24 protein-coding genes are annotated in these 21,650 nt (G+C 50.8%); 9 read left to right on the forward strand and 15 right to left on the reverse strand.

The window, feature by feature from the left end; genetic code table 11:
- Positions 1-42 precede the first annotated feature (42 nt).
- A complete protein-coding gene (locus RYZ59_RS13150) occupies positions 43-885 on the reverse strand; it encodes an SDR family oxidoreductase (RefSeq protein ID WP_318048380.1) in 843 nt (280 codons plus the stop codon).
- A 175-nt stretch (positions 886-1,060) separates the two neighbouring features.
- On the opposite strand from RYZ59_RS13150, the gene RYZ59_RS13155 reads away from it, so the two are divergent.
- Entirely contained in the window at positions 1,061-1,972 is a 912-nt protein-coding gene (locus RYZ59_RS13155) for a LysR family transcriptional regulator (protein ID WP_318048382.1), read from the forward strand.
- 8 nt (positions 1,973-1,980) lie between these two features.
- On the opposite strand, the gene RYZ59_RS13160 is transcribed toward RYZ59_RS13155, so the two are convergent.
- Positions 1,981-2,364: a VOC family protein gene (locus tag RYZ59_RS13160; RefSeq protein ID WP_318048384.1), complete on the reverse strand. Its 384-nt coding sequence runs from the start codon at positions 2,362-2,364 to the stop codon at positions 1,981-1,983.
- A gap of 119 nt (positions 2,365-2,483) precedes the next feature.
- On the opposite strand from RYZ59_RS13160, the gene RYZ59_RS13165 reads away from it, so the two are divergent.
- Positions 2,484-3,254, forward strand: a complete 771-nt coding sequence (locus tag RYZ59_RS13165) for a DeoR/GlpR family DNA-binding transcription regulator (RefSeq protein WP_318048387.1) — start codon at positions 2,484-2,486, stop codon at positions 3,252-3,254.
- A gap of 27 nt (positions 3,255-3,281) precedes the next feature.
- Here the strand turns inward: RYZ59_RS13165 and RYZ59_RS13170 are convergent, their stop codons facing one another.
- Positions 3,282-3,596 (reverse strand): Rho-binding antiterminator, encoded by a 315-nt coding sequence (locus RYZ59_RS13170; RefSeq protein WP_318048389.1) that lies wholly within the window; start codon positions 3,594-3,596, stop codon positions 3,282-3,284.
- A 22-nt stretch (positions 3,597-3,618) separates the two neighbouring features.
- Positions 3,619-3,849 (reverse strand): glutaredoxin family protein, encoded by a 231-nt coding sequence (locus RYZ59_RS13175; protein ID WP_005126617.1) that lies wholly within the window; start codon positions 3,847-3,849, stop codon positions 3,619-3,621.
- Positions 3,850-3,964: 115 nt separating this feature from the next.
- Here RYZ59_RS13175 and RYZ59_RS13180 point away from each other — a divergent pair, with 115 nt between their 5' ends.
- On the forward strand, positions 3,965-4,528 hold the full coding sequence (locus RYZ59_RS13180) for a MarR family winged helix-turn-helix transcriptional regulator (RefSeq protein ID WP_318048391.1): 564 nt from the start codon (positions 3,965-3,967) through the stop codon (positions 4,526-4,528).
- Between the two features lie 170 nt (positions 4,529-4,698).
- On the opposite strand, the gene RYZ59_RS13185 is transcribed toward RYZ59_RS13180, so the two are convergent.
- Both RYZ59_RS13185 and mppA read right to left on the reverse strand, forming a co-directional pair.
- A complete protein-coding gene (locus RYZ59_RS13185) occupies positions 4,699-7,194 on the reverse strand; it encodes an autotransporter domain-containing protein (protein WP_318048393.1) in 2,496 nt (831 codons plus the stop codon).
- 428 nt (positions 7,195-7,622) lie between these two features.
- Entirely contained in the window at positions 7,623-9,236 is a 1,614-nt protein-coding gene (gene mppA / locus RYZ59_RS13190; RefSeq protein ID WP_318048397.1) for a murein tripeptide ABC transporter substrate-binding protein MppA, read from the reverse strand.
- Positions 9,237-9,419: 183 nt separating this feature from the next.
- On the opposite strand from mppA, the gene mpaA reads away from it, so the two are divergent.
- Complete coding sequence (mpaA, locus tag RYZ59_RS13195; protein WP_048211525.1) at positions 9,420-10,127, forward strand: murein tripeptide amidase MpaA; 708 nt, start codon at positions 9,420-9,422, stop codon at positions 10,125-10,127.
- Here the strand turns inward: mpaA and ycjG are convergent.
- Positions 10,102-11,088, reverse strand: coding sequence for an L-Ala-D/L-Glu epimerase (gene ycjG, locus RYZ59_RS13200; protein ID WP_318048403.1), 987 nt, complete (start codon positions 11,086-11,088; stop codon positions 10,102-10,104). The genes mpaA and ycjG overlap by 26 nt on opposite strands.
- A gap of 115 nt (positions 11,089-11,203) precedes the next feature.
- Here ycjG and tpx point away from each other — a divergent pair, with 115 nt between their 5' ends.
- Positions 11,204-11,710: a thiol peroxidase gene (gene tpx / locus RYZ59_RS13205; protein ID WP_040230898.1), complete on the forward strand. Its 507-nt coding sequence runs from the start codon at positions 11,204-11,206 to the stop codon at positions 11,708-11,710.
- A 49-nt stretch (positions 11,711-11,759) separates the two neighbouring features.
- Here the strand turns inward: tpx and tyrR are convergent, their stop codons facing one another.
- The 8 genes from tyrR to pspA all read right to left on the reverse strand — a co-directional run bounded on the left by tyrR (position 11,760) and on the right by pspA (position 17,982).
- Positions 11,760-13,307: a transcriptional regulator TyrR gene (gene tyrR / locus RYZ59_RS13210; protein WP_137381747.1), complete on the reverse strand. Its 1,548-nt coding sequence runs from the start codon at positions 13,305-13,307 to the stop codon at positions 11,760-11,762.
- A gap of 146 nt (positions 13,308-13,453) precedes the next feature.
- The gene (locus RYZ59_RS13215) at positions 13,454-14,515 is read right to left on the reverse strand and encodes a YcjF family protein (RefSeq protein WP_318048408.1); all 1,062 of its coding nucleotides are present in this window, start codon (positions 14,513-14,515) and stop codon (positions 13,454-13,456) included.
- The gene (locus RYZ59_RS13220; RefSeq protein WP_318048411.1) at positions 14,512-15,909 is read right to left on the reverse strand and encodes a YcjX family protein; all 1,398 of its coding nucleotides are present in this window, start codon (positions 15,907-15,909) and stop codon (positions 14,512-14,514) included. The genes RYZ59_RS13215 and RYZ59_RS13220 overlap by 4 nt, the downstream gene beginning before the upstream one ends.
- Positions 15,910-16,051: 142 nt before the next feature.
- A complete protein-coding gene (pspE, locus tag RYZ59_RS13225) occupies positions 16,052-16,369 on the reverse strand; it encodes a thiosulfate sulfurtransferase PspE (protein WP_271441959.1) in 318 nt (105 codons plus the stop codon).
- Positions 16,370-16,445: 76 nt separating this feature from the next.
- On the reverse strand, positions 16,446-16,667 hold the full coding sequence (pspD, locus tag RYZ59_RS13230; RefSeq protein ID WP_040230893.1) for a phage shock protein PspD: 222 nt from the start codon (positions 16,665-16,667) through the stop codon (positions 16,446-16,448).
- A gap of 8 nt (positions 16,668-16,675) precedes the next feature.
- Positions 16,676-17,035, reverse strand: coding sequence for an envelope stress response membrane protein PspC (gene pspC / locus RYZ59_RS13235; RefSeq protein WP_318048415.1), 360 nt, complete (start codon positions 17,033-17,035; stop codon positions 16,676-16,678).
- Positions 17,035-17,259 carry an envelope stress response membrane protein PspB gene (pspB, locus tag RYZ59_RS13240; RefSeq protein WP_048211519.1) on the reverse strand — a complete coding sequence of 75 codons (225 nt, stop codon included), beginning with the start codon at positions 17,257-17,259 and terminating at the stop codon, positions 17,035-17,037. The genes pspC and pspB overlap by 1 nt, the downstream gene beginning before the upstream one ends.
- A gap of 54 nt (positions 17,260-17,313) precedes the next feature.
- Positions 17,314-17,982, reverse strand: coding sequence for a phage shock protein PspA (gene pspA, locus RYZ59_RS13245; RefSeq protein WP_003020532.1), 669 nt, complete (start codon positions 17,980-17,982; stop codon positions 17,314-17,316).
- 155 nt (positions 17,983-18,137) lie between these two features.
- Here pspA and pspF point away from each other — a divergent pair, with 155 nt between their 5' ends.
- The 4 genes from pspF (at position 18,138) to RYZ59_RS13265 (ending at position 21,633) form a co-directional block, all read left to right on the forward strand.
- A complete protein-coding gene (pspF, locus tag RYZ59_RS13250) occupies positions 18,138-19,127 on the forward strand; it encodes a phage shock protein operon transcriptional activator (protein WP_318048420.1) in 990 nt (329 codons plus the stop codon).
- Between the two features lie 214 nt (positions 19,128-19,341).
- Positions 19,342-20,205, forward strand: a complete 864-nt coding sequence (locus RYZ59_RS13255; RefSeq protein ID WP_318048422.1) for an arginase family protein — start codon at positions 19,342-19,344, stop codon at positions 20,203-20,205.
- 85 nt (positions 20,206-20,290) lie between these two features.
- Positions 20,291-20,863 (forward strand): TetR/AcrR family transcriptional regulator, encoded by a 573-nt coding sequence (locus RYZ59_RS13260; RefSeq protein WP_137381739.1) that lies wholly within the window; start codon positions 20,291-20,293, stop codon positions 20,861-20,863.
- Between the two features lie 374 nt (positions 20,864-21,237).
- Positions 21,238-21,633, forward strand: a complete 396-nt coding sequence (locus RYZ59_RS13265; protein ID WP_318048428.1) for a RidA family protein — start codon at positions 21,238-21,240, stop codon at positions 21,631-21,633.
- Positions 21,634-21,650: the final 17 nt, after the last annotated feature.

A 21,650-nucleotide genomic window follows, 5' to 3' on the forward strand; every position in this document is an offset into this window, starting at 1 on the left:
CAAACTTATGAAGAAAAGTCATGAATAGCGCTGCGGCAGGCGCTACTCACCGGCAGGGAAATCCGTTGATGCCGCAAGCGCATGCTGGGTCTCAAAGTCAGCGACACGTTGGCGCAGCACCGAGAGCGTACTTTGCAGCGCCTGCGAACCGAGCACCATACGCAATGGCGCAGGAACGAGGTCGGCGCTGGCAATGATTTGCGCGGCCATACGCGCCGGATCGCCAGGCGCAAGCCCATTGACAGGATCAAGCATTTTCAGAAAACTGTGCGCCGGTGTCGCGTCATATTCCGGCATCAGTGTGGCAATCTGGGCGCTACCATAACGGAATTCAGTCCGTGCACCGCCGGGTTCAACAATCGTCATTCCGATATCAAACGCAGCAACTTCCTGGGCAACCGACTCGACAAATCCTTCAATACCCCATTTAGTCGCGTGATACAGGGAGTTTCCGGCAAATGCGACCTGTCCGCCATAAGAGGAGATCTGGATGATACGTCCACCGCCTTGTTTTCGCATATGTGGCAACGCGCAGCGGATTAACTGAATGGATCCCAACAAATTTGTCTCAAGCATCTGGCGAACTTGCTCGTCACTCAACTCTTCCGCAGCACCAAACAGGCCGTATCCCGCATTACTGATGACCACATCAACTCGCCCATAGCGCTGCCAGGCACTATCCACTGTGTGACGCAGTGCAGCGCTATCCGTCACATCCACTTGCGGTGCATCAAATGTCACGGGCCAGCGACTCAGGAGATCGCTAACTTTAGCGCGATCGCGTACGGTCCCCACCACGCGTTCACCGCGTTCAAGAAGTTGCTGCGCCATCTCGCGACCAAACCCACTGCTGACACCGGTGATTAGCCATGTACGTGGCACCATACGCCCTCCTGTTCATTGTTTTAAGTGTTACGCATCCGGGGTATTACGCCACCCGAATCTCAATGAGCATGATTATTACGCCATAATTATCACTCGTATATGAATCGTTTATGCTTTCAGAATTCCAGATATTGATATAATGAAGGAATAATCTTCCCGTAAAAGTGCACCCGGTATGCTGGATAAACTCGACGCATTAAAGATATTTTGTACGGCAGCCGAAACGCTGAAGTTCAGAGAGGCTGCCGCAACACTCGGCCTGGCCCCCCAACAAATCACCCGAGGGATTGCTGAACTGGAACAAAGCCTTGGCGAAATGTTGTTTCTGCGCAATACACGACAGATGAAGTTGACGCCTTTTGGTCAGCAGTTCTGGCCAAAAGCAGAGCGTCTGCTGGCTGAAAGCGAAGCGCTATTCTCAGAAGGTAAACGTCACAACCCGCAGGAGATAGCAGGGAAAGTACGCATTACCCTGCCCCCGCTATTTGAAAACCGTGAGATTATTCGCCAGTTGCTGCACGGCCTTGCCGGCTATCCGGAAATCAGCATCGAGTGGCACAACACCGGCAGACATCTGAATATTATTGACGAGCAGATCGACATGGGTATTCGTATTGGCACCGTCCCGGATAACCGATATATCGTAAAAACAATCTGCCCGGTAGGTGTCAATATCGTTGCATCTCCCCACTTAGTCGAAAAAATGGGCAAGCCGAAGAACCGCCTGGATTTGCAACATAACTACCCGCTCAGTGCCCTGACCAACAGTAATTCAGGGCGCGTCTGGCCATGGCAGTTTGCCGATGGCAACAGTTTCTTTCCGGCAAACCCGGTATTTATCGCCTCCGATATTGAGAGCGAACTGACCGCCGCCCTCGCGGGAAGAACGGTTGGGCAGCTGGCAGATATCTCTGTTCGGCCTTATTTGCAAAATGGCGAACTGGTTAACCTGCTGCCAGAACTTAACTATCAGCCCTGGCAACTCTATATTTTTCGTCCACATCTCCCGCTGCTACCGGCCAGAGTGAGGCTGGTATTTGAACAACTAACACAGATCCTGCGCGGACAATTTTGCAATCCAGCCTGATTTACGTATTACGCGACAATCTCGATTAAATTACCGTCGGGGTCCTGAATGACGGCCTCGTAATACCCGTCACCAGTGGTTCGTGGCCCGGAGACCAGGATGCCCTGTTCGTTTGCGCGTATTGCCAGAGCATCAACATGCTCCGCGCCACCAACAGAGAGAGCAAGATGTACCCACCCTGAAGTGTTATTGTCAGGTACAGGGTGAGTCAGTCCCGGTTTGGTCATTAACTCAATCGCAATGTCCTCACCAATGTTGACGAAATAAGATTCAAACCCGGGATTGGTTTTGCTGCAGTATTTTTCGTTTATCACACCATCAAAAAACAACACCCAGAACCGGGCTTGTCGCTCAAGATCCCGGGTCCATAAAGCCATGTGTGCAATTTTCATCGCGATCCTCTTATCGTTTTATTCTGAACGGTACACCCCCGCTAAGGGATATTGACATCCTGCACCATAATGCACGATCATGCACGTTATTGCTCGATGTTTATTTTTATGGAGTTCTCATGCTCGATTACGCTGCATTCCCGGATCAACGCCAGGCGCTTATCTATCAGATCCTGCAGGAAAACGGCAGAGTGATCTGTACTGAACTGGCCGCCCGTTTGGGAGTATCAGAACATACGATCCGCCGTGATTTACATGAGTTGTGCAAAGAAGGTGTTTGCAAGAAAGTCTATGGCGGGGCTGTCTTTTCACTACCGGAGTCAGCGGACATCGCAGTACGCAAGAATATGAATACCGCTAAAAAGAGCAGCATCGCGCAAAGATGCGCCCGGCTAGTGAAATCCGGGAGCTGCATTTTTATCGACACAGGAACAACCAACCTGGCAATGGCTGAAGCCCTTCCCGCTGAGCTGGCATTAACCGTCGTGACAAATTCACCTGATATTGCCGCCGTACTGCTGAAAAAACCGCTATTCGAGGTCATCATGTTAGGTGGGCCAGTGCAGCGATCGTCCGGTGGCTGCGTAGGTCCGACAGCCATTGCCCAGGTACAGGATATTTTATTTGATCAAGGTTTTATTGGTGGTTGCGCGATGGCTCCGGAATCCGGATTAACCGGGTTCGATTACGCCGATTGTGAGTTTAAAAAAGCGGTAATTAAGCAGTGTAACGAAACTATCGTCGCACTGACGGCGGATAAGATCCCTGCCGTCGCACGTTATGTTGTCACCGCCAGCAGTAACATCGATGTCATTGTCGTGGAGGAAAACATCAGCAAACAGTACGGCACCGCTTTTCAGGCGCATGACATCCGCATTTACACCGTGTAACGGTAGCGCATCTTTTTACGTACAGATTCAACGGAATATCACGGTGCTAAACGTGGCGCCAGCCGTCAATGGGGTAATGGCTGACAGAGAGTCCAGGCGAATTCTATGATGGCGTTTATGGTACTCCACAAGCAAGAATTCCTCTTTGTCTGCTGTGGTACATGTCGTCACGGCCCTGGCATCAAAGTGTTCCCCAGTAGTCAGTTCAATGCGCAGCAAATAGTGATAAAGACAGGCAATCTCCAGATAGTCATGCAGATCGCAATCGACAGGATGGTACTTTTCTGCAGCACACATAAATGTCCCCTTCCCCATGTCAACGCCGTTCGGGAAATAGCTCACGCGACTTCCCGAACATGCGACGCTATTTCAACGCTTCAATAGGTGCGCCAAAGTTGATATGCAGCACATTGCCGTCGATCACCAGTGCAGGAACAGACTTCACTCCGATTCGCTCCGCCTCTGCAACGTGATCGGGTTGTTCTCCCAAATGAATAACCTCGATTTCCACATCGGGGGACAGATGCTGTAGCAGTGTTTCTTCAGCGGAAACGCAAACCGGGCAACCAGCATGATAAAAACGGGCTTTGGTCATGATACCTCTCCTTTGAATTATAGTATCGATTCGATACTATAATTCATGCTACGCCAGTTTTATGCTTTGTCAACATAGTTTTTAGTCGATACTATATGTCGAGGAGGATTTTGTTATGCATGACATGTCGCTTTTTGACGTACTGGACCGGCTGTCTGGTCTGACGCGGATGTGGTTTCGCCAGCATCCTTTACTGGCGGATCTTCAGCCAGTACAGCTCAGTGCGTTGATGTATCTCGCACGCTGTAATCGCTATTCCAATACGCCTCTCGCCGTGACGGACTACCTCGGCCTCACCAAAGGAACGGTGTCACAATCGCTAAAGTTGTTGGAGTCAAAGGGGCTGGTAGTACGCACGCAGGATGCCAGAGATAAGCGTAGCGTTCATCTGCAGCTCACCGAGTCGGCCAAAAATCTGCTGGATGCCCTGCTTCCCCCCTCATTTTTGGTGACGGGCGAATCTGCAATGGGTGAGCGCGCAGGTTTACTCAAGGAGCTACTTTTCGAACTCCTGCGAGGCATTCAGCGCACCAGTAATGTACCGGGATTTGGTCTGTGCCAGAGCTGTCGGTTTCACCAAAAAGTGAATGGTCAGGGATTTTGTAATTTAACGAAAGAACCGTTGAGCGAGGATGATTCGATGTTAATTTGTCGGGAGCATCAGCCCCCGGACGTATGATCTTCTCTGGTTTAGTGTCTTCAATGTGGTCGGGTTGCCGCTTTCCAGGATAACCACTCGCTCCTGGCATTTGGCGCGTCGATATTACGGCTTAAATATGCAGAGTAGAGTCATCAAATAAAAAAGCCAGCGAGAATCAGTCGCTGGCTAATCATTGCGTTCAACGGCATTCAGAACGCGTAACGAAGCTTCAAACTAATGCTCTGACTGGTGAATTTAGTTCGCTGATTGGCATCGTATTGTACCGTGCCGTCAAGCGCATCGCTGAACTTTGCCGTTACCCCAGCACCCGCCATAGCAATCCAGGGGCTTTCACTCATTCCGTGATAGGTAAATGGCGAGTCGGCGGCTCCGATAAATGCTATCGTGGTTTTGCTGCGATCGTTCTTTGTATCGTAACCAGCCCCAACATAACCGTGCACATCAACAATCTCCGATAGCTTAATGCCCGCTTTCAACTTACCAGAAACCACCAGCGCTTCGGTGGTGGTCCCACCTACTTTCAGCCCAACATCCTCTGCGCCACTCTCCTGATAACCTTTATCCTTCACGCGATAGTAATCTGTACGCAGCTCAGGAGTGAGCATCACATTGTCCTGCGGGTGGAAGGTGCTCTGGAATCCAAGCCCGGCCTGGAAGGTATCACTATCGTAGTCAGAATGCGCCACACCATTGTAAGCAGTGCTGCCATCGTTAGGGTTTTCAATATTCAGGTAACGGTTACCCGTTGTATTATTTCGCCCGAAGCCAGTCTGCCAGGTCATCCCCGTATCTGGGGTAAAGTCATATCCGCCATATGCAAGAAGGTTCCAGCTGTCCACACGTGCGTCATGTCTGATATCGTCAGAATTATCGTTAACATCTGTGCGACTCATGCCCAAGGCCAGACCCAGTCGGGTTCTCTCTAAAATGAGACCATCGGCACCAATGGCGAACCCACGTGTATCTGCGTTATACCCAGCGTAATCTCCACGGCTGGACTGGTTATCCCAGCGCCCAACGGGGCGTATCCACAGATATTTCTCCGGATTAAACTCGTTGGTATAACCCTGACCGCGTACGGACTCCTGACGACCACTGACGATGTCGCCAAACGCACGCAGATTATTCATTTCAATGTACGGCATGCTGCCATCCATCAACGGGGCAAGTTGAACCACATTTTTGTGAACCTGACTGGCATTAAATGACGAGGTGATCGCGCATACGGTACTCGCCAGCGCACCGGTACAGTTCTGAGGCGCGGTATAACTATTATTAATGAGGTTATCCAGCACGGTCCCGACGCCGACTAATGATGGATTATCACTGGTGGTAGTAATGGCATTACCGACGGTAGTCAGATTCGTCTCGGCAATTTTCAGCGAGTAGCTGGTGCCGGTTTGCACCGAAATAAACTGATAACGAAGCGAATCATCCAGTACCGCCGAGGGTGTGCCTGTGATCTTACTGGCCGTAACGACATCAACCAACTCATCGCCATCAGCGAAGCTAGTGCTACCTTGGGTTATCACCAGCGTCCGTCCATTCAGTGCAGCGTTACCGGCAACATTCAGCTGACCATAGCTGCTGGTGCTGTCTGCCTGCAACGCCAGGACACCGTTGCTATTTTGTACGTAAGTATTTACGGTTGAGGGTTGCTGGCTGCTGAGTAACTCGAAAATACCGCTGTTACTCATCGCGCTGTTCGGGGCATTAACACGCCCAATAATAATCCCTTCGTTATTGATACCGCCCACTATTGTGCTTGTACTGGCCACTTGAATAGCATCACCGGTTAACGCGCCAATCAATCCTTTATTTTCGAACTGATTTACCACGGAAGAATTCTCTAACACGACCGCGTTGCCACTGTCGCCGCCAATAATCGTCCCCATATTGACTAGCGTACCGGTCTGAGACGTTCCGCCAAGATATACGCCGGCAACGCCGCCATCAATGATACCCGTATTGAGCAACGTACTAATCGCCGCTGAATCGTCAACGGTAATACCATTCCCATTTGGCGCGTAAATAGCACCGCCATCAAGGTTTTGAATGGTCGTATCCTTGACCTTACTCCCGACATAAATACCGTTGCTGCCAGTTCCATTAACGGTGATATTACCCTGGTTGGCGATTTGGCTGCTTCCAGTGGAGTTCGCGTGAATGCCATCCCCGCCAGCACCTGATGTGGTGATACTCCCCGAGTTCTTAACGGACATCCGAGAGACAGCATTCAGCAAGATCCCATTACCAGCGGCGCCGGTCGTGGTCAGCGTCCCCTTATTCTCCAGCGCGCTATCGGATACCTCTGCCACGTTTATGGCATTTTTGTTGTTAGCTGGGGTACTAATTGTACCGCTATTAATGACCTGCGACTGATTTGTGGAAAAGAACTGGATACCGTCGTCGTCTGAAGAAATGCTGCCGTTATTCTGTAGATTTGCTTCATGACTGGAAAAGTGGACAGCTGCACTCCCTCCCGTCGTTTTAAACTGCGTGCCTGACTCAATAATCACGCGTTGCTGATAAGTTTGAAACTGTTGTGGTACCGTCACGTTGTTATTACACGTTACCGTCGCACCAGTGGGGTCTGTACAGTCAGCCCAAACCGCTGGCGAAGTCAACATTCCCGCACTACCCAGGATACTGCTAATAACTAAACAACTAGTTTTCTTTTTCAAACTGGTTCCTTAATATAAAGATAACATTTATAATTAATTTAATTACATCACCTGATAGTTTGGGGATGTTAATATTATTTAATAATACATTAGACCTAATACTCCGTCAGCTTAGTAATCATAAAAACAATCATAGTTTATAAATTCTCCCCCCTGCCGCTTTCATACATGTCGAATTTTCACGCTGCGCCAGTGCGGTGGGTTGTTGAGCTTTGTATCGGTAAGCATTGACGGTATCCCGTATCAATAAATACCGTTATTGATGATGGACTATGACGGTAATTCGTTTAATACGTCATTTATACCGTCAAAAAAATGGGGTTTCCTGAAGCGGTTAATAAAGGTTAACGAGAGGTGATGGCGCTGAAATCAGCGCCAGTTCTGGTTTTTGGCGAGGTTAACAAAGGTTAACAGGAGAATGTACGCAACTAGTGCTTAACAATATACATTGTGCGGCTATAGGCCACATCTTCCGGGTTGGTAATCGGATACCCTTTCAGCCACGGTTTAATTAAACGCCCGTTGGTGTACTGATAAATCGGCGCAATAGGCGCTTGTTCCATTAGGATTTTTTCTGCTGCGTTATAATCGGCGTTCCGTGCTTTCTCTGTATTTTCCAGCGTCGCCTGAGTCAACACTTTATCGTATGCCGGATTGTTAAAGCGAGAAATATTGCCCGTATGGGTCGAGGTTAATAACGACAGGAATGTGGATGGCTCGTTGTAATCGCCCACCCAGGATGCACGGATCACATCAAAATTACCGGTATTACGGCTATCGATATACGTTTTCCATTCCTGGTTCTGTAGTTTCACATCCACGCCAAGATTTTTCTTCCACATGGAAGCCACAGCAATAGCAATCTTCTGATGATTTTCAGAGGTGTTATACAACAGCGTCAATTTCAGCGGTTTCTGCGGACCATAACCCGCCGCACGCAGCAGCGTTTTCGCCTGAGCGTTAAGCTCTTCCTGACTCATTTGTTCAAACGGAGAAGGTTCCGGGATAAATCCTGCCGTCACATCCGGCGTGAAATGCCATGCGGGTTTTTCTCCAGTCCCTAATACTTTCTCCGCCATCAGACGCCGATCGATAGTCATACTGAGAGCCAGACGCACGCGTGAATCGGCGGTCGGCCCTTTTTGCGTATTAAACGCATAGTAATAAGTACCAAGCTGCGGCGGGGTATAAACCTGGCCTGGAATATCCTTCAGTAGCTTCTGATACATATTTTTCGGGAAGGACTCTGTAATATCAATATCGCCAGCAAGATAGCGTTTGGTCGCAGCAGACTCCTGGTTAATCGGCAGGAAAGTCACTTTTTGCAGCACCGTTTTGGCGTTGTCCCAATAATGTGTGTTCGGCACAACTTCCAGTTTCTCATTAACCACACGGTCTTTCAGCACATAGGCACCATTACCGATAAGGTTGCCGGGTTTCGTCCACTCTTTACCACTTTCAACATTCGCTTTTTGGACGGGATAAAACGCAAAGCTCGCTGTCAGGTTGGCAAACCAGGGTAGTGGTTTGTCCAACTGCACTTTGAAGGTATGCGCATCCACCGCGCTGACGCCTAACGTATCGGGTGTGGCTTTGCCATCAATGATCGCCTGGGCATTGTTGATCCCTGCAAGCGCGGCAAACCAGGCAAACGGCGACAGTGTTTTCGGGTCCACCAGACGCTGCCAACTGTAGACAAAGTCCTGTGCCGTTACCGGCGTACCATCGGACCATTGTGCATTATCGCGCAACGTAAACGTCCAGATGCGGTTATCATTACTCTTCCACTGTGTGGCTACACCGGGAACAATCTCACCCTTGTCATTCTGGTTTACCAGCCCTTCGAATAAATCGCGAATAACCTGAATTTCTGGAAGCCCAACGGCTTTTGCCGGATCGAGTGACGCTGGCTCATCTTTTATATGACGCACCAGTTCTTGCTTTTCTGCCAGTACCGTTCCGCTGGGAACATCCGCAGCATAGGATAAAGAAATGCTGCTAACCAACAGCGCACAACAGGTTACTGAAACAGAATGCCTCATAAAATACCCTCAAATCTGGCCACTAAGTGAATGAGTAATTATTTGTATCGCCAGCAGGAAATGCAATTAACTTCCGACAGGAAAGTGATATTACACCTGAAAAGATAAGTGTGTGAAAACGATTTGATTATCCATACATTTTGCACAACACTGCGAGTAACCATTCAGCATTCAGAGATGACTATGACCGTTACCCGTCCCCGTGCCGAGCGCGGCGCATTTCCGCCAGGAACTGAACATTACGGACGTTCACTATTGGGCGCACCGCTAATCTGGTTCCCGGCGCCGGCAGCCGATCGTGAAAGCGGTTTGATACTGGCTGGTACTCACGGTGATGAAAACTCATCAGTCGTCACCCTGTCCTGTGCCTTACGTACGCTCAACCCTTCCCTGCGTCGTCATCATGTCGTGCTGGCCGTTAACCCTGACGGTTGCCAGTTGGGCCTGCGCGCAAATGCAAACGGCGTAGATCTTAACCGTAACTTTCCGGCGGCAAACTGGAAATCCGGTGAAACGGTATATCGTTGGAACAGCAGCGCAGAAGAGCGTGATGTGGTGTTATTAACCGGCGATCATCCGGGATCAGAGCCCGAGACCCAGGCACTATGCCAACTTATTCACCACATTCATCCTGCATGGGTAGTTTCTTTCCACGATCCGCTGGCTTGTATTGAAGATCCCAGACACAGCGAATTAGGCGCGTGGCTGGCGCAGTCGTTCGAATTGCCGCTGGTAACCAGCGTCGGTTATGAAACGCCAGGCTCTTTTGGTAGCTGGTGCGCCGATCTAAACCTACATTGCATTACTGCAGAATTTCCGCCCATTTCATCGGATGAAGCGAGCGAAAAATACCTGCTGGCAATGTCTAATCTTTTGCGCTGGCATCCTTGAGATGAAGCTGTCCGGTGGTAAAATGTAAGGCAGGCTCCGCGTCCCGGGCCAGCCAGGTTGGGCCATCCAGATCGGCAAAGCTGACCTGTGGCGTAAGCGGCAATGCAGCGCCGATCGCCCTTGATGTACACAACATGCAGCCGAGCATCAACGCAAATCCCTGCTCTCGAGCTTCGGTCGCCAGCGCCAGCGCCTCCGTCAGTCCGCCTGTCTTATCCAGTTTAATATTCACCATTTCATAGCGGCCATGCAGCGCTTTCAGACTGCTGCGGGTATGGCAGCTTTCATCGGCACAGACAGGCAGCGGATGCACGAAATTCTCCAGCGCGGCATCATCATTAGCCGGCAGAGGCTGCTCCAGCATCGCAACGCCTAAATCCGCCATTAACTGGCAGCGTGCGGCCAGCCCTTCAGCACGCCAGGACTCATTAGCATCGACAATGATTGTCGCCTCAGGCACAGCCGCCCGGATTGCAACCATCCTTTCGCTGATTAAGTGTGCATCCAGTTTTACTTTCAGCAATCGGGCGCCGTTATCCCATAGCGCAGTCGCGCTCGCCGCCATCTGCTCTGGCGTGCCGATCACGACGGTTTGCGCGGTCGTTACTGTTGCATCCAGTTCAGTGCCAACATAGTCGGCCAGAGACTGTTGTTGCTGACGCGCATTGAGATCCCAAAGCGCACAGTCAACGGCATTACGCGCCCCCCCCGCGGGCAGTAATGCCTGCAGCGCTTCACGCGTCAAACCGTGCTCCAGTTGCGGCACAACACTCATGATTTGAGCCAGTACCGACGCATCGCTTTCGCCATAGCGAGGATAAGGCGTACATTCTCCAATCCCTTTTACACCATTCTCTTCCAGTTCAACCACCACCACATGCGCTTCGGTCCTGCTCCCGCGGGCAATCACAAAGGGAGTGTGTAACGGCCAGGCTTCCTCATACACCTTAACTGATCTCATTTGTTTTCCTTATTGCAGCCCCTGAAGCGGATATCCGCAAATAGCGTTTGCCGTGTTAACTGCTGATGGCATAAACTAGCCTTGACGTTAACTATATGTAAACAGGAAGATAACCATGTCACAAACCGTTCATTTCCAGGGCAACCCGGTTGCCGTCGCCGGCTCTATTCCTCAGGCTGGAAGCAAAGCTCAGGCTTTTACCCTTGTGGCTAAAGACCTGTCTGACGTTACGCTGGGCCAGTTCGCAGGCAAGCGCAAAGTGCTGAATATTTTCCCAAGCATCGATACCGGCGTGTGCGCGGCATCAGTACGTAAGTTTAACCAACTGGCGACAGAAATCGACAACACCGTCGTACTGTGCATTTCAGCCGATCTGCCATTCGCCCACTCTCGTTTTTGCGGCGCAGAAGGTCTGAGCAACGTTATCACGCTGTCCACCCTGCGTAACGCTGAATTCCTGAAAAACTACGGCGTTGAAATTGCCGAAGGTCCGCTGAAAGGTCTGGCTGCTCGTGCCGTTGTCGTTATCGACGAAAATGACAACATCGTGTTCAGCCAACTGGTAAATGAAATTACCAACGAGCCTGACTATGATGCAGCGTTGGCCGTGCTGAAAGCCTAAGTTGCCCTGAATACAAAAATGCCTCCGGATGGAGGCATTTTTATTTGCATCATGACTCTTCGCTTTTTTTCTGCTGACTCAGACCATACTCGCGTAACTTATTGGCGATCGCGGTATGTGAAACCCCCAGGCGTTTGGCCAGTTTACGCGTGCTGGGATAATTCATATAAAGCTGCGTCAACACGGAACGTTCAAAACGGCTGGTGATTTCATCCAGCGACCCTTCCATCACCTCTTCTCCGACGGCAACTGTCGCTGCATCATAATCCGGCAATAAGATATCCTGCGGACGCAGTTCATAGCCTTCAAGCTGAGTTAACGCCCGATAGATAGCATTTTTAAGCTGACGCACATTACCCGGCCAGCCGTAGCGGGTGAGCACCGTGCTGAGATCGGCAGACAACTTCGGACGCGGTACGCCCTGCTCGTCGGCAAAACGTGCCACAAACAGCTCGGTGAGCGGCATAATATCTTGTGGGCAATCGCGTAGCGGCGGCAGATTAAGCGTCAGGACATTCAGGCGATAATAGAGGTCCTCACGGAAAAGACCTTTCTGCACCAGTTCCACCAGGTTCTTTTGCGTCGCGCAGATTACACGAACATCAACATGAACTTCATGATCTTCGCCCACGCGACGGAACGTCCCGTCATTAAGGAAGCGCAGCAATTTCGTCTGCATGCGCGGCGACATTTCGCCAATCTCATCCAACAGCACTGAACCGCCATTCGCCTGCTCAAAGAACCCTTTTTTACCTTCCGGGGCGTGGCCAAACAGTTCGCTTTCTACCGCATCTTCAGGAATAGACGCGCAGTTCAGCGCCAGATAGGGTTTTGACGCACGTGGACTCGCCAGATGGCAGGCATGTGCAAAGAGATCTTTGCCGGTGCCAGTATTTCCGGTGATCAGCAGCGGTGCACTCAGCGTCGCCAGCTTGCGAGCCTGTTCAACAACGTGTTTCATTTTGGCGCTAACGGCAATAATCTGGCTGAATGCGCTCAGATCCTGGGTGGTCATGTTTTGCAATTGACGGCCCATGCGGAGGGTGGAACGCAACATGACAACGGCTCCCGTCAGCATCTGCTCCTGGTTTTCACCCTGCAAATGGACTGGCGTAATCTCCATCAGGAAGTTTTGCCCGTTAATCACAACATGTTCACTATGGGAATCCTGCGGATTACTTTCCAGCCAGCGCTGGAAGTTAAACCCATTAATGAGCTGTGCCGCCGTGTGGTTGCGCATCCGCTCCTGGGGATGGGCAAAAAGCTGGCAACTTGCCGGGTTTGCCATCTCCACTTTGCTTTTCATATCCAGAGAAAGAACGGGTTCAGGCAGTGCTTCAAGCAACGCGCTAAGCGCCAGATGCTCGCGTTCGGAAGGCATCCAGGGCACGGTACGGACGTCCGTTACCCCTGCGATGCGGCGGATTTCAGCCATCAGGCTGCTGAAGTTAGTGAACTCCAGTTCCGCAAAATTAAGGTAAATTCGCCCGATGGGGTCAATCTCGATACCGCGTAAATCAATGCTTCTCAGCACCAGTAAATCGAGCAATTCGCGGGTCAGACCAAGACGGTCTTCACAAAAGACTTCCAAACGCATAGGAACCTTCACCTGGACAAGGGATCATGTGTTAGATGATAAGCCAGTATTGGGTTAGCAGGAAGGATTCTGTCAACAAATATTGACAGCACGCTGGAAAATTGGGCACCGGGGCGTAAAGTTATACGATCGGCACCCGTTTTTACTCAACTTTCACGCGGGGATTTGTTCTTTTGTAAGGTCTCTTTCACCTGACCGATCAACTGACGGCGGAAATCCCCCAGTCGCGGTTTATCATCATCAATCCACGGTAATGGACGGCACAGCTCCATCGCTTTAATCCCCAGACGCGCGGTTAACAAGCCCGCGCCAATACCCTGCGCGGCACGCGTGGATAACCGGGCCGCTAAATCCTGCGACATCCAGTCCATCCCCACTTCCCGCACCAGCTCGCTGGCCCCGGCAAAAGCGATATTTAACAGTACCAGACGAAACAGACGCAGGCGGCTGTAATAGCCGAGTTCGATGCCATAAAGCGTCGCTATACGGTTAATCAACCGCAGATTTCGCCAGGCAATAAACGCCATATCCACCAACGCTAACGGGCTGACCGCAATCATCAGCGTGGATTCTGCCGCAGAACGACTGATCTCACGTCGTGCTTGCGCATCCAGCACTGGCTGCACCAGGTGGGCATACAGGCTCACAACTTCCCGATCATTTTGCGTTTCATGGATAGAGGCATACCAGCGTTGTAGCGCAGGGTGAGACTGATCGATACCCGCCTGTTGCGCCAACCTCTCACAAAATGCGCGGCCTTTTCCGGTTCCGTGACTGTGTAACAGATCACGCGCTTCATCACGCTCGTGCGCGCGTTGACGTAAACGCCACAGCCGACGCCACTCGGTTGCCACCGACCCCACGCCTGCGCCAATAATCAGCGCGCCCGCAGCACAGCCCCCCAACGCGACCCAGTCCTGAGTCTGCCAGGCGTTCATCGTCCACTGCACGCCCTGAGCAACCACACTGATACCAAACAGTGCCAGCCCGCCCATCACCATTTTGCGCCACAGGCTGCGTTTAGGACGTAACGCGGCATCAATAACAGCTTCAGCCTGACCTTCGTCTTCCAGCGGCTCATCCACTGTCGCCGGAGAAAATGTCTGCGCTTCGGTATCGTTGAACATTTGCTGTGCTTTAAATGCCGTGTTTGGTTCCACTTCCAGTGGACCTGAGAAATCGATACGCGGTTTTAACGGCTCGCTCATCGCAATTTATCTCCTATTAAAAACTCCAGCGCGGCATCCAGGCGAATATGCGGTAAGGCTTTATCCACATCCATGACCTGTGGGCGAAAGGCTTCAAACTGGAAACCCTGGCGATCCCAAAAAGCCTGGCCCGGTAAACGCGCAGGGACTTCTCCCGGATAGACGGTCAACGGCTCGCCATCGCTCAGACGATTGCCGCGCAGCGCGGGGATCTTCTCGCCCTTCACATCAATCAGGCCGCTGGTGGTTGCTTGCACCGATGCCAGTCCCAGACAGTCCATACTGATGCCTTCAAACGCAGCATTTTGCCAGGCATCCTGAATCAATTGCTGCAACAACGACACCATATTGGCATGCTGATCGATCGTAACGTGGTCGGCCTTGGTGGCAGCGAACAGCAACTTATCGATTACTGGCGAGAACAACCGGCGGAACAACGTGCGCTGCCCATAATGAAAGCTTTGCATCAGTTGTGTCAGCGCGAGTCGCATATCGTTAAACGCCTGTGGTCCGCTGTTAAGCGGTTGCAGGCAATCGACCAACACAATTTGGCGATCAAAGCGCAGGAAGTGATTCTTGTAGAACCCTTTCACGACCTTTTCGCAGTAGTAATTAAACCTGTCGCGCAGCATGCCTGCGTTGGTATGTTTATCCGCCTGTGCCAGTTTTGACTCACCAAAGGCATCAACATCCGGCCACGGGAAAAATTGCAGCGCAGGTGCGCCAGCCATGTCCCCCGGCAGCACAAAGCGCCCGGGCTGAATAAAATGCAATCCCTGCTGTTTGCACTGATGCAGATAATCTGTCCACGCCGCGGCGATTTCCGCCAGACGGTTTTCGTCAGCAGGCGCCAGTGGATCAAGCCCCTCGCATAGCTGCCGCCATCTGGCCGACCATTCACCTCGCTGCCCCTGCAATAATCCGGTCATTTGCCGTGACCAGCCAAGGTAATCCTGGGCCAGCATTGGTAAGTCAAGCAGCCATTCCCCCGGATAATCGACGATCTCCAGGTACAACGTGGACGTATCTTTAAAGTGACGCAGCAAAGAATCGTTGGATTTGTAGCGCAACGCCAGGCGAATTTCACTGACGCCACGCGTCGGCGTCGGCCAGGTTGGAGGAGAGCCATAAAGCTGGGCCAGTCCCTCGTCATAGGTAAAGCGCGGAATACCAAAATCGCGCTGCGGAACCCGCTTTACGCCAAGCAGACGCTCTTCACGCACACAACTGAGCAGCGGCAGACGAGCACCGGCATGAATATTGAGTAACTGGTTTACCATAGCGGTAATAAACGCCGTTTTACCGCTGCGGCTAAGTCCGGTGACAGCCAGGCGCAGATGCCGATCTACGCCGCGATTAACCAGCGAGTTGAGTTCATTTTTAAGTCGCTTCATCGCCATCCCGTTATGCTGAAGGAACCGAAGAAATTATAACAAACAGGGAGTAAACATAAGGTTTAATACTGAGTTATCAACTCCCTGAAAGAAATCAGGCGACATCGTTCATGTCGCCTTTAGCTAAGAGAAAGCATGCGGATTATTTATTCTCTACTTTAGGAAGATTAATCCCGCTGATACCGCCTTCGTTGGTTACCTGTGTATAGCCCATCCCGGTCAGCATATCTTTTGCCATCCCGGATTGACGACCTGAGTTGCAATACAACTTCACGGTGTCGGTCTTATCAGGGACTTCTGCCGCAATTCGTGCCTGCAAATCCTTTAAAGGGATGTTGATGGCACCCTGAACGTGTTCCTGCTGATATTGTTCAGGAACACGAACATCAATCCAGTGCTCCGCCGCAAACACCGGCATGCCGATGACCAGCGCCAGCGCGAATACGCCTTTTTTCAACATAGTATCGTTCCGTTAAATGATGGAAAGTCACCTAACACTATATACTTGATCTTAAGGAAATATTGCGAGCGTACTATCACTGGCCATAGCGTTGGGAAATTTTCCTGGCAACCTTGCTCAATAACGGCTCCAGTACCAACACCAGCAACATTTTTAACGGACGGCGGGCCACGGATTTCACCGCCCACCCCGCAACGCCCGCAGGGCCGTAGCGAAGTGCAGTAAGAAGCACCAGCTTGCCTGCTATTTTAAAGCCCGGCTTAACCCTTTGCCCGGCACGTTGCCAGCGATTATTCATTTCAATCCTCACAATTGACGGAAACGACTGCGTAATGTGAAGGTATCCGATGTCACATAACGCTCCATTTCACGCAAACGCTTTTCACTCGCGGCCAGTTCACGATCGACGGAATCTAGCAGTTCTCCGCTCGATGGCTGTTGTTCGCCGGATGCGACGTTGTCCGGCATAGGGTCCAGCACAAACGTCAACACGATGTAGGCAACTACGGTGAAAAAGGCCAGACCAAAAAAGACTGACAGTACCACCAGGAGCCTTACCAGCTTCACGGGGACATCAAGATAGTGCGCAATACCGGCACAGACCCCTTTAACCATGCCCTGCTGCGGGATACGCCACAGTTTTTTGTTCAGGTTAACTCCCCCCATTAGCGGTCCCTCCAGTTTGGATGTTCGGCATCAAGGATATCTTCCAGCGCCTGAATACGTTCACGCATACGCTGTGCATCATTGTTGAGCTCTACCAGACGTTGCTGATCGCTTTGCGACAGTTCACCACGGCTGGAACGGTTGCTGTAATGCAGCCACAGCCAGATCGGCAAAACGAACAGCACAAAGATAGTTAACGGAATGGCCAGAAATAGCGCGCTCATGAGTACTCCTTACAGGTGATGAGCGGCGGCGCGTTCGGGCGCCGCCAGTAGTTATTATTGCTTGTCTTGCTGCATTTTGGCTTTAAGCTGCGCCAGCTGCTCGCTGATTTCATCATCTGCTTTCAGGTCAGCAAATTGCTGATCCAGAGATTTTTGCTTACCGAAGTTATGGCTTTCGGCTTCCGCTTCCATCTGATCAATGCGGCGCTCAAAAGATTCAAAGCGGGCCATTGCTTCATCCAGTTTGCCGCTATCCAACTGACGACGGACATCGCGGGAAGAACTCGCCGCCTGATGACGCAACATCAATGCCTGCTGACGAGCCCGGGTTTCACTGAGTTTATTTTCCAGCTCACCAATCTCTTTTTTCATCCGCGCCAGCGTATCGTCAACCAGCGTCACTTCATGCTCCAGAGAAGCAATTAAATCGGTCAGTTTCTGCTTTTCAATTAATGCAGAACGCGCCAGATCTTCTTTCTCTTTACGCAGCGCCAGCTCCGCTTTTTCCTGCCACTCCGCCTGCTGCGCACTGGCCTGTTCAATCCGGCGGGACAGCTGTTTCTTTTCTGCCAGTGCACGCGCTGAGTTAGATCGAACCTCAACCAGCGTGTCTTCCATTTCCTGAATCATCAACCGCACCAGTTTCTGCGGATCTTCGGCCTTTTCCAGCAACGCATTAATATTGGCGTTCACGATGTCGGCAAAACGAGAAAAAATACCCATAATGTAATCCTCACTTACTGTTCTGATATCGGGCAATGCCCTGCTGCTTCCATAATGCACTTGTCGTGCCAACTTTTTATCTTATTGATTTTAAATATAATATCTAATTTTACCTGACGAGAGAATTAGGGTAAATTGGTGAATAACACTAACAAATGGTGAATTTCATCATGGCAGGATATAAAGATACTCTTCTGGGAGAAGCAAACAGCTTCATTGAAGTGCTGGAACAAGTCTCCCATCTGGCCCCTCTGGAAAAACCCGTGTTGGTTATCGGTGAGCGTGGCACAGGAAAAGAGTTAATCGCCAACCGTCTGCACTACCTTTCCACGCGCTGGCAAGGACCGTTTATTTCACTTAACTGTGCGGCGCTGAACGAAAATTTACTCGATTCAGAACTCTTCGGTCACGAAGCTGGCGCTTTTACCGGGGCGCAAAAACGCCATCCAGGTCGCTTCGAGCGCGCCGACGGTGGCACACTTTTTCTTGATGAACTGGCAACTGCGCCGATGCTGGTACAGGAGAAATTACTGCGCGTTATTGAGTATGGAGAACTCGAGCGCGTAGGCGGTAGCCAGCCGCTGCAGGTTAACGTGCGCCTGGTCTGCGCCACCAATGCCGACTTACCGAGAATGGTCAGTGAAGGTACTTTCCGCGCAGACCTGTTGGATAGACTGGCCTTTGATGTCGTGCAACTTCCGCCTTTACGGGAGCGAAAAAGCGACATCATGTTGATGGCCGAACATTTTGCGATTCAAATGTGCCGCGAGATTGGATTACCGCTGTTTCCCGGTTTTAGCGCACAAGCCAGAGAAACACTTCTCCACTATCGTTGGCCGGGCAATATCCGTGAATTGAAAAACGTTGTTGAACGCTCAGTATACCGCCATGGTACCAGCGAATATCCGCTGGACGAGGTAGTGATAGATCCGTTTAAGCGCCACACCACAGACGTTCAGCAGCAGGAAACCCACCCTACAGCGGCAACGTTACCGCTGGATCTCCGCGCATTCCAGCAGCAGCAAGAAAAGACGTTTCTGCAAACCAGCCTACAACAGGCAAAATTCAACCAGAAAAAGGCCGCCGAACTGCTGGGGCTGACGTACCATCAGCTACGTGCGTTGCTTAAAAAACACCAGATTTAGCGATGCATTACCGACCGTTAAGCGCCTTCATGTGCAAAATCCTCCACAACGCACATTGAAATAGTACCGTTTAACGGTTCCCGCATATCACCATTCTTGCATAAGTTTCATACTGCCCTTGCAATGAATGAACGCTCATTCATGTAATCATCACAAGGCGACCAACACGGATACGCCTTGACGCTCCTCTTTAGAAACTGACGGCAGGTAAATTATGGCCAAAAAAACGCTTCGACTTTCATTCCCCCAGTGGCAGGGAGGCAACAATCCCCCCTATCATCTCGGATCACTTCTGTTGTCCTTTCTCTCGCCTGAAGCAAAAGGCCCCGTCGAGGATGTTCCCGTTGCTTTACCAGAAAGTGAACCGCTGGGTGTAATCGATGGCATTACTGGTAAACCACAGATCCTTAAACAGTTGAACGATGCCGCGACGCGTATTGAAAAACACGATCCCGACGCGATTGTCGTATTGGGCGGTGACTGCCTGGTTTCTTTGGTGCCCTTCGCGCATCTGCTGCATAAGTACGGTGATAAGCTGGGCGTGCTGTGGATCGACTCTCACCCCGACGTGCAGACAGCTGAACAGTATCCAAATGCGCATGCCCATGTTCTTGGCGCGCTGATCGGCACGGGCGATAAAGATTTAGTGGACCACGTCACACACAAGGTTTCTCCGTCAAAAATTATGATTGCCGGTATTCACGATCCGCTTAAATACGAAAGCGACTATCTGGCGCATCAGCGGATTGCGACGGCTGGCCCTGATGATGTCAAAACTGGTGCTAACGAGGTTATGGCGTGGATTGCCCGCGAGCACATTGAATATCTGGCGATTCATATTGATCTGGATGTTCTGGACCCGTCACTTTTCCGTTCTGTTTTGTTCGCCAAACCAGGCCGAGGGGAACATGATTTTGGCGATGTGGCCGAGGGTAAACTGACTATTGAAGAGGTGCTTAAACTGGTTAATCTTGCCACGGCAAACGCCGAGGCGGTCGGGCTTACCATTGCTGAACATCTGCCGTGGGATATGGTGAATCTCAAGAATATGCTCAGCGCATTACCTCTCATGAAGTAACGCAAGATATCGATAAATCTCATCGCTGGTTCCAGGCCTCAAAGCACGGTAAAGTTTCGCCATAGATTCAAAGATAAAGGTCGATATGCTAAAGAATACTGAAACCTACCATAAGCTGATTACCGCTGCGGCTGCCTGTTTTGCTGAGAAAGGATTCAGTGCTACCAGCGTGCGCGAAATTTCCACGCGTGCAGGTATCAGCCAGGGAGCCATGTACACTTACTTCAAAAGTAAGGATGAGCTTATACGGGCAATCGTTCTGGAAGAGCAAAACACTGCGCTGGCTGCCCATAATGAGCCCTGTAGCGGATCGTTTTTTGATCGCCTTTGCAAGCAGGTCGTTTCTTGCATTAGCGATGTCGGTTACCCTGTCACGCACCACCTTTGGGTAGAAATCATGGCCGAATCGGCACGCAACCCGGAGCTCAGGGAAGCGTTTATCGCCAGTGATAACATCATGCGGCAAAGCATTGCGGGAATAATTGCGCAAGGTATCGCCGCAGGAGAGTTTCGTCGGGATATTGACCCGGAAGCGATCACCATCATTCTGTTTGCATTTATTGACGGGCTGATTGCCCGTAAGGCTATTAACCCTGCGTTTTCATTGGCCACAGATGTACCTGCATTCCCTGATTTAATGTCAAAGTTGCTCAAATAAAATACTTCCCTCGCCTGCTTTCTGATCTTTTCCCTGCCCACTTCGCGCCAGAAGTGGGCATTACGGGCATCGAAAATACCAATACATTATGTATCAACTTATACATTTAACGGTGAATTGCATCTGAGCTCCCGACCACGAGTAACAGCAAAAAATCATTTCTGCGATCTCATCATTCCTACCCGACCTTACAGCCAAAAATCCTAACGTTATACAAGTATTTCAGCGGATATGCCGAGCGTTTTACGTCGCTCACAGGGCCGTGTCGCTGAAAAAAGAGACTGGATACCTGGATGACGATGGTGTATAGAATAATACAAACAGTATTGTTTTATACTAAATGAATCATTACTACTTACGCCGGAGACTGAACCATGCCCACCAATATTACCCTGAACACAACGACGGATAGCTTCCCGCCAGCAGGCCATTATTCACATAGTGTGACTGCCGGAGGATTCGTTTTCATTTCCGGACAGCTACCTGTCACGGCTAATGGCGAAAGAAAAGCGGATGCGTCTTTTGAAGAACAGACCAGACTGGCTCTCCAGAATGTTGATGCTTGCCTGGCAGGAGCCGGCGTTGCTCGTCATCAACTGGTATCGGTACGCGTCTATGTCACGGACATTAAGCAGTGGCCGACGTTTAATCGGATCTACGGCGAATGGATTGGTGATTCCCGTCCAGCCCGTGCTGTCGCTGGCGTTGCAGAGCTTCATTATGGCTTTGCCGTAGAAATTGAAGCCATCGCATTAGCACAACAAGTGTGACTTTTAACTGCTACAGG

Origin of the sequence: Citrobacter sp. HN-141, from assembly GCF_033341895.1 — a bacterium.
Classification (GTDB): Bacteria; Pseudomonadota; Gammaproteobacteria; order Enterobacterales; family Enterobacteriaceae; genus Citrobacter.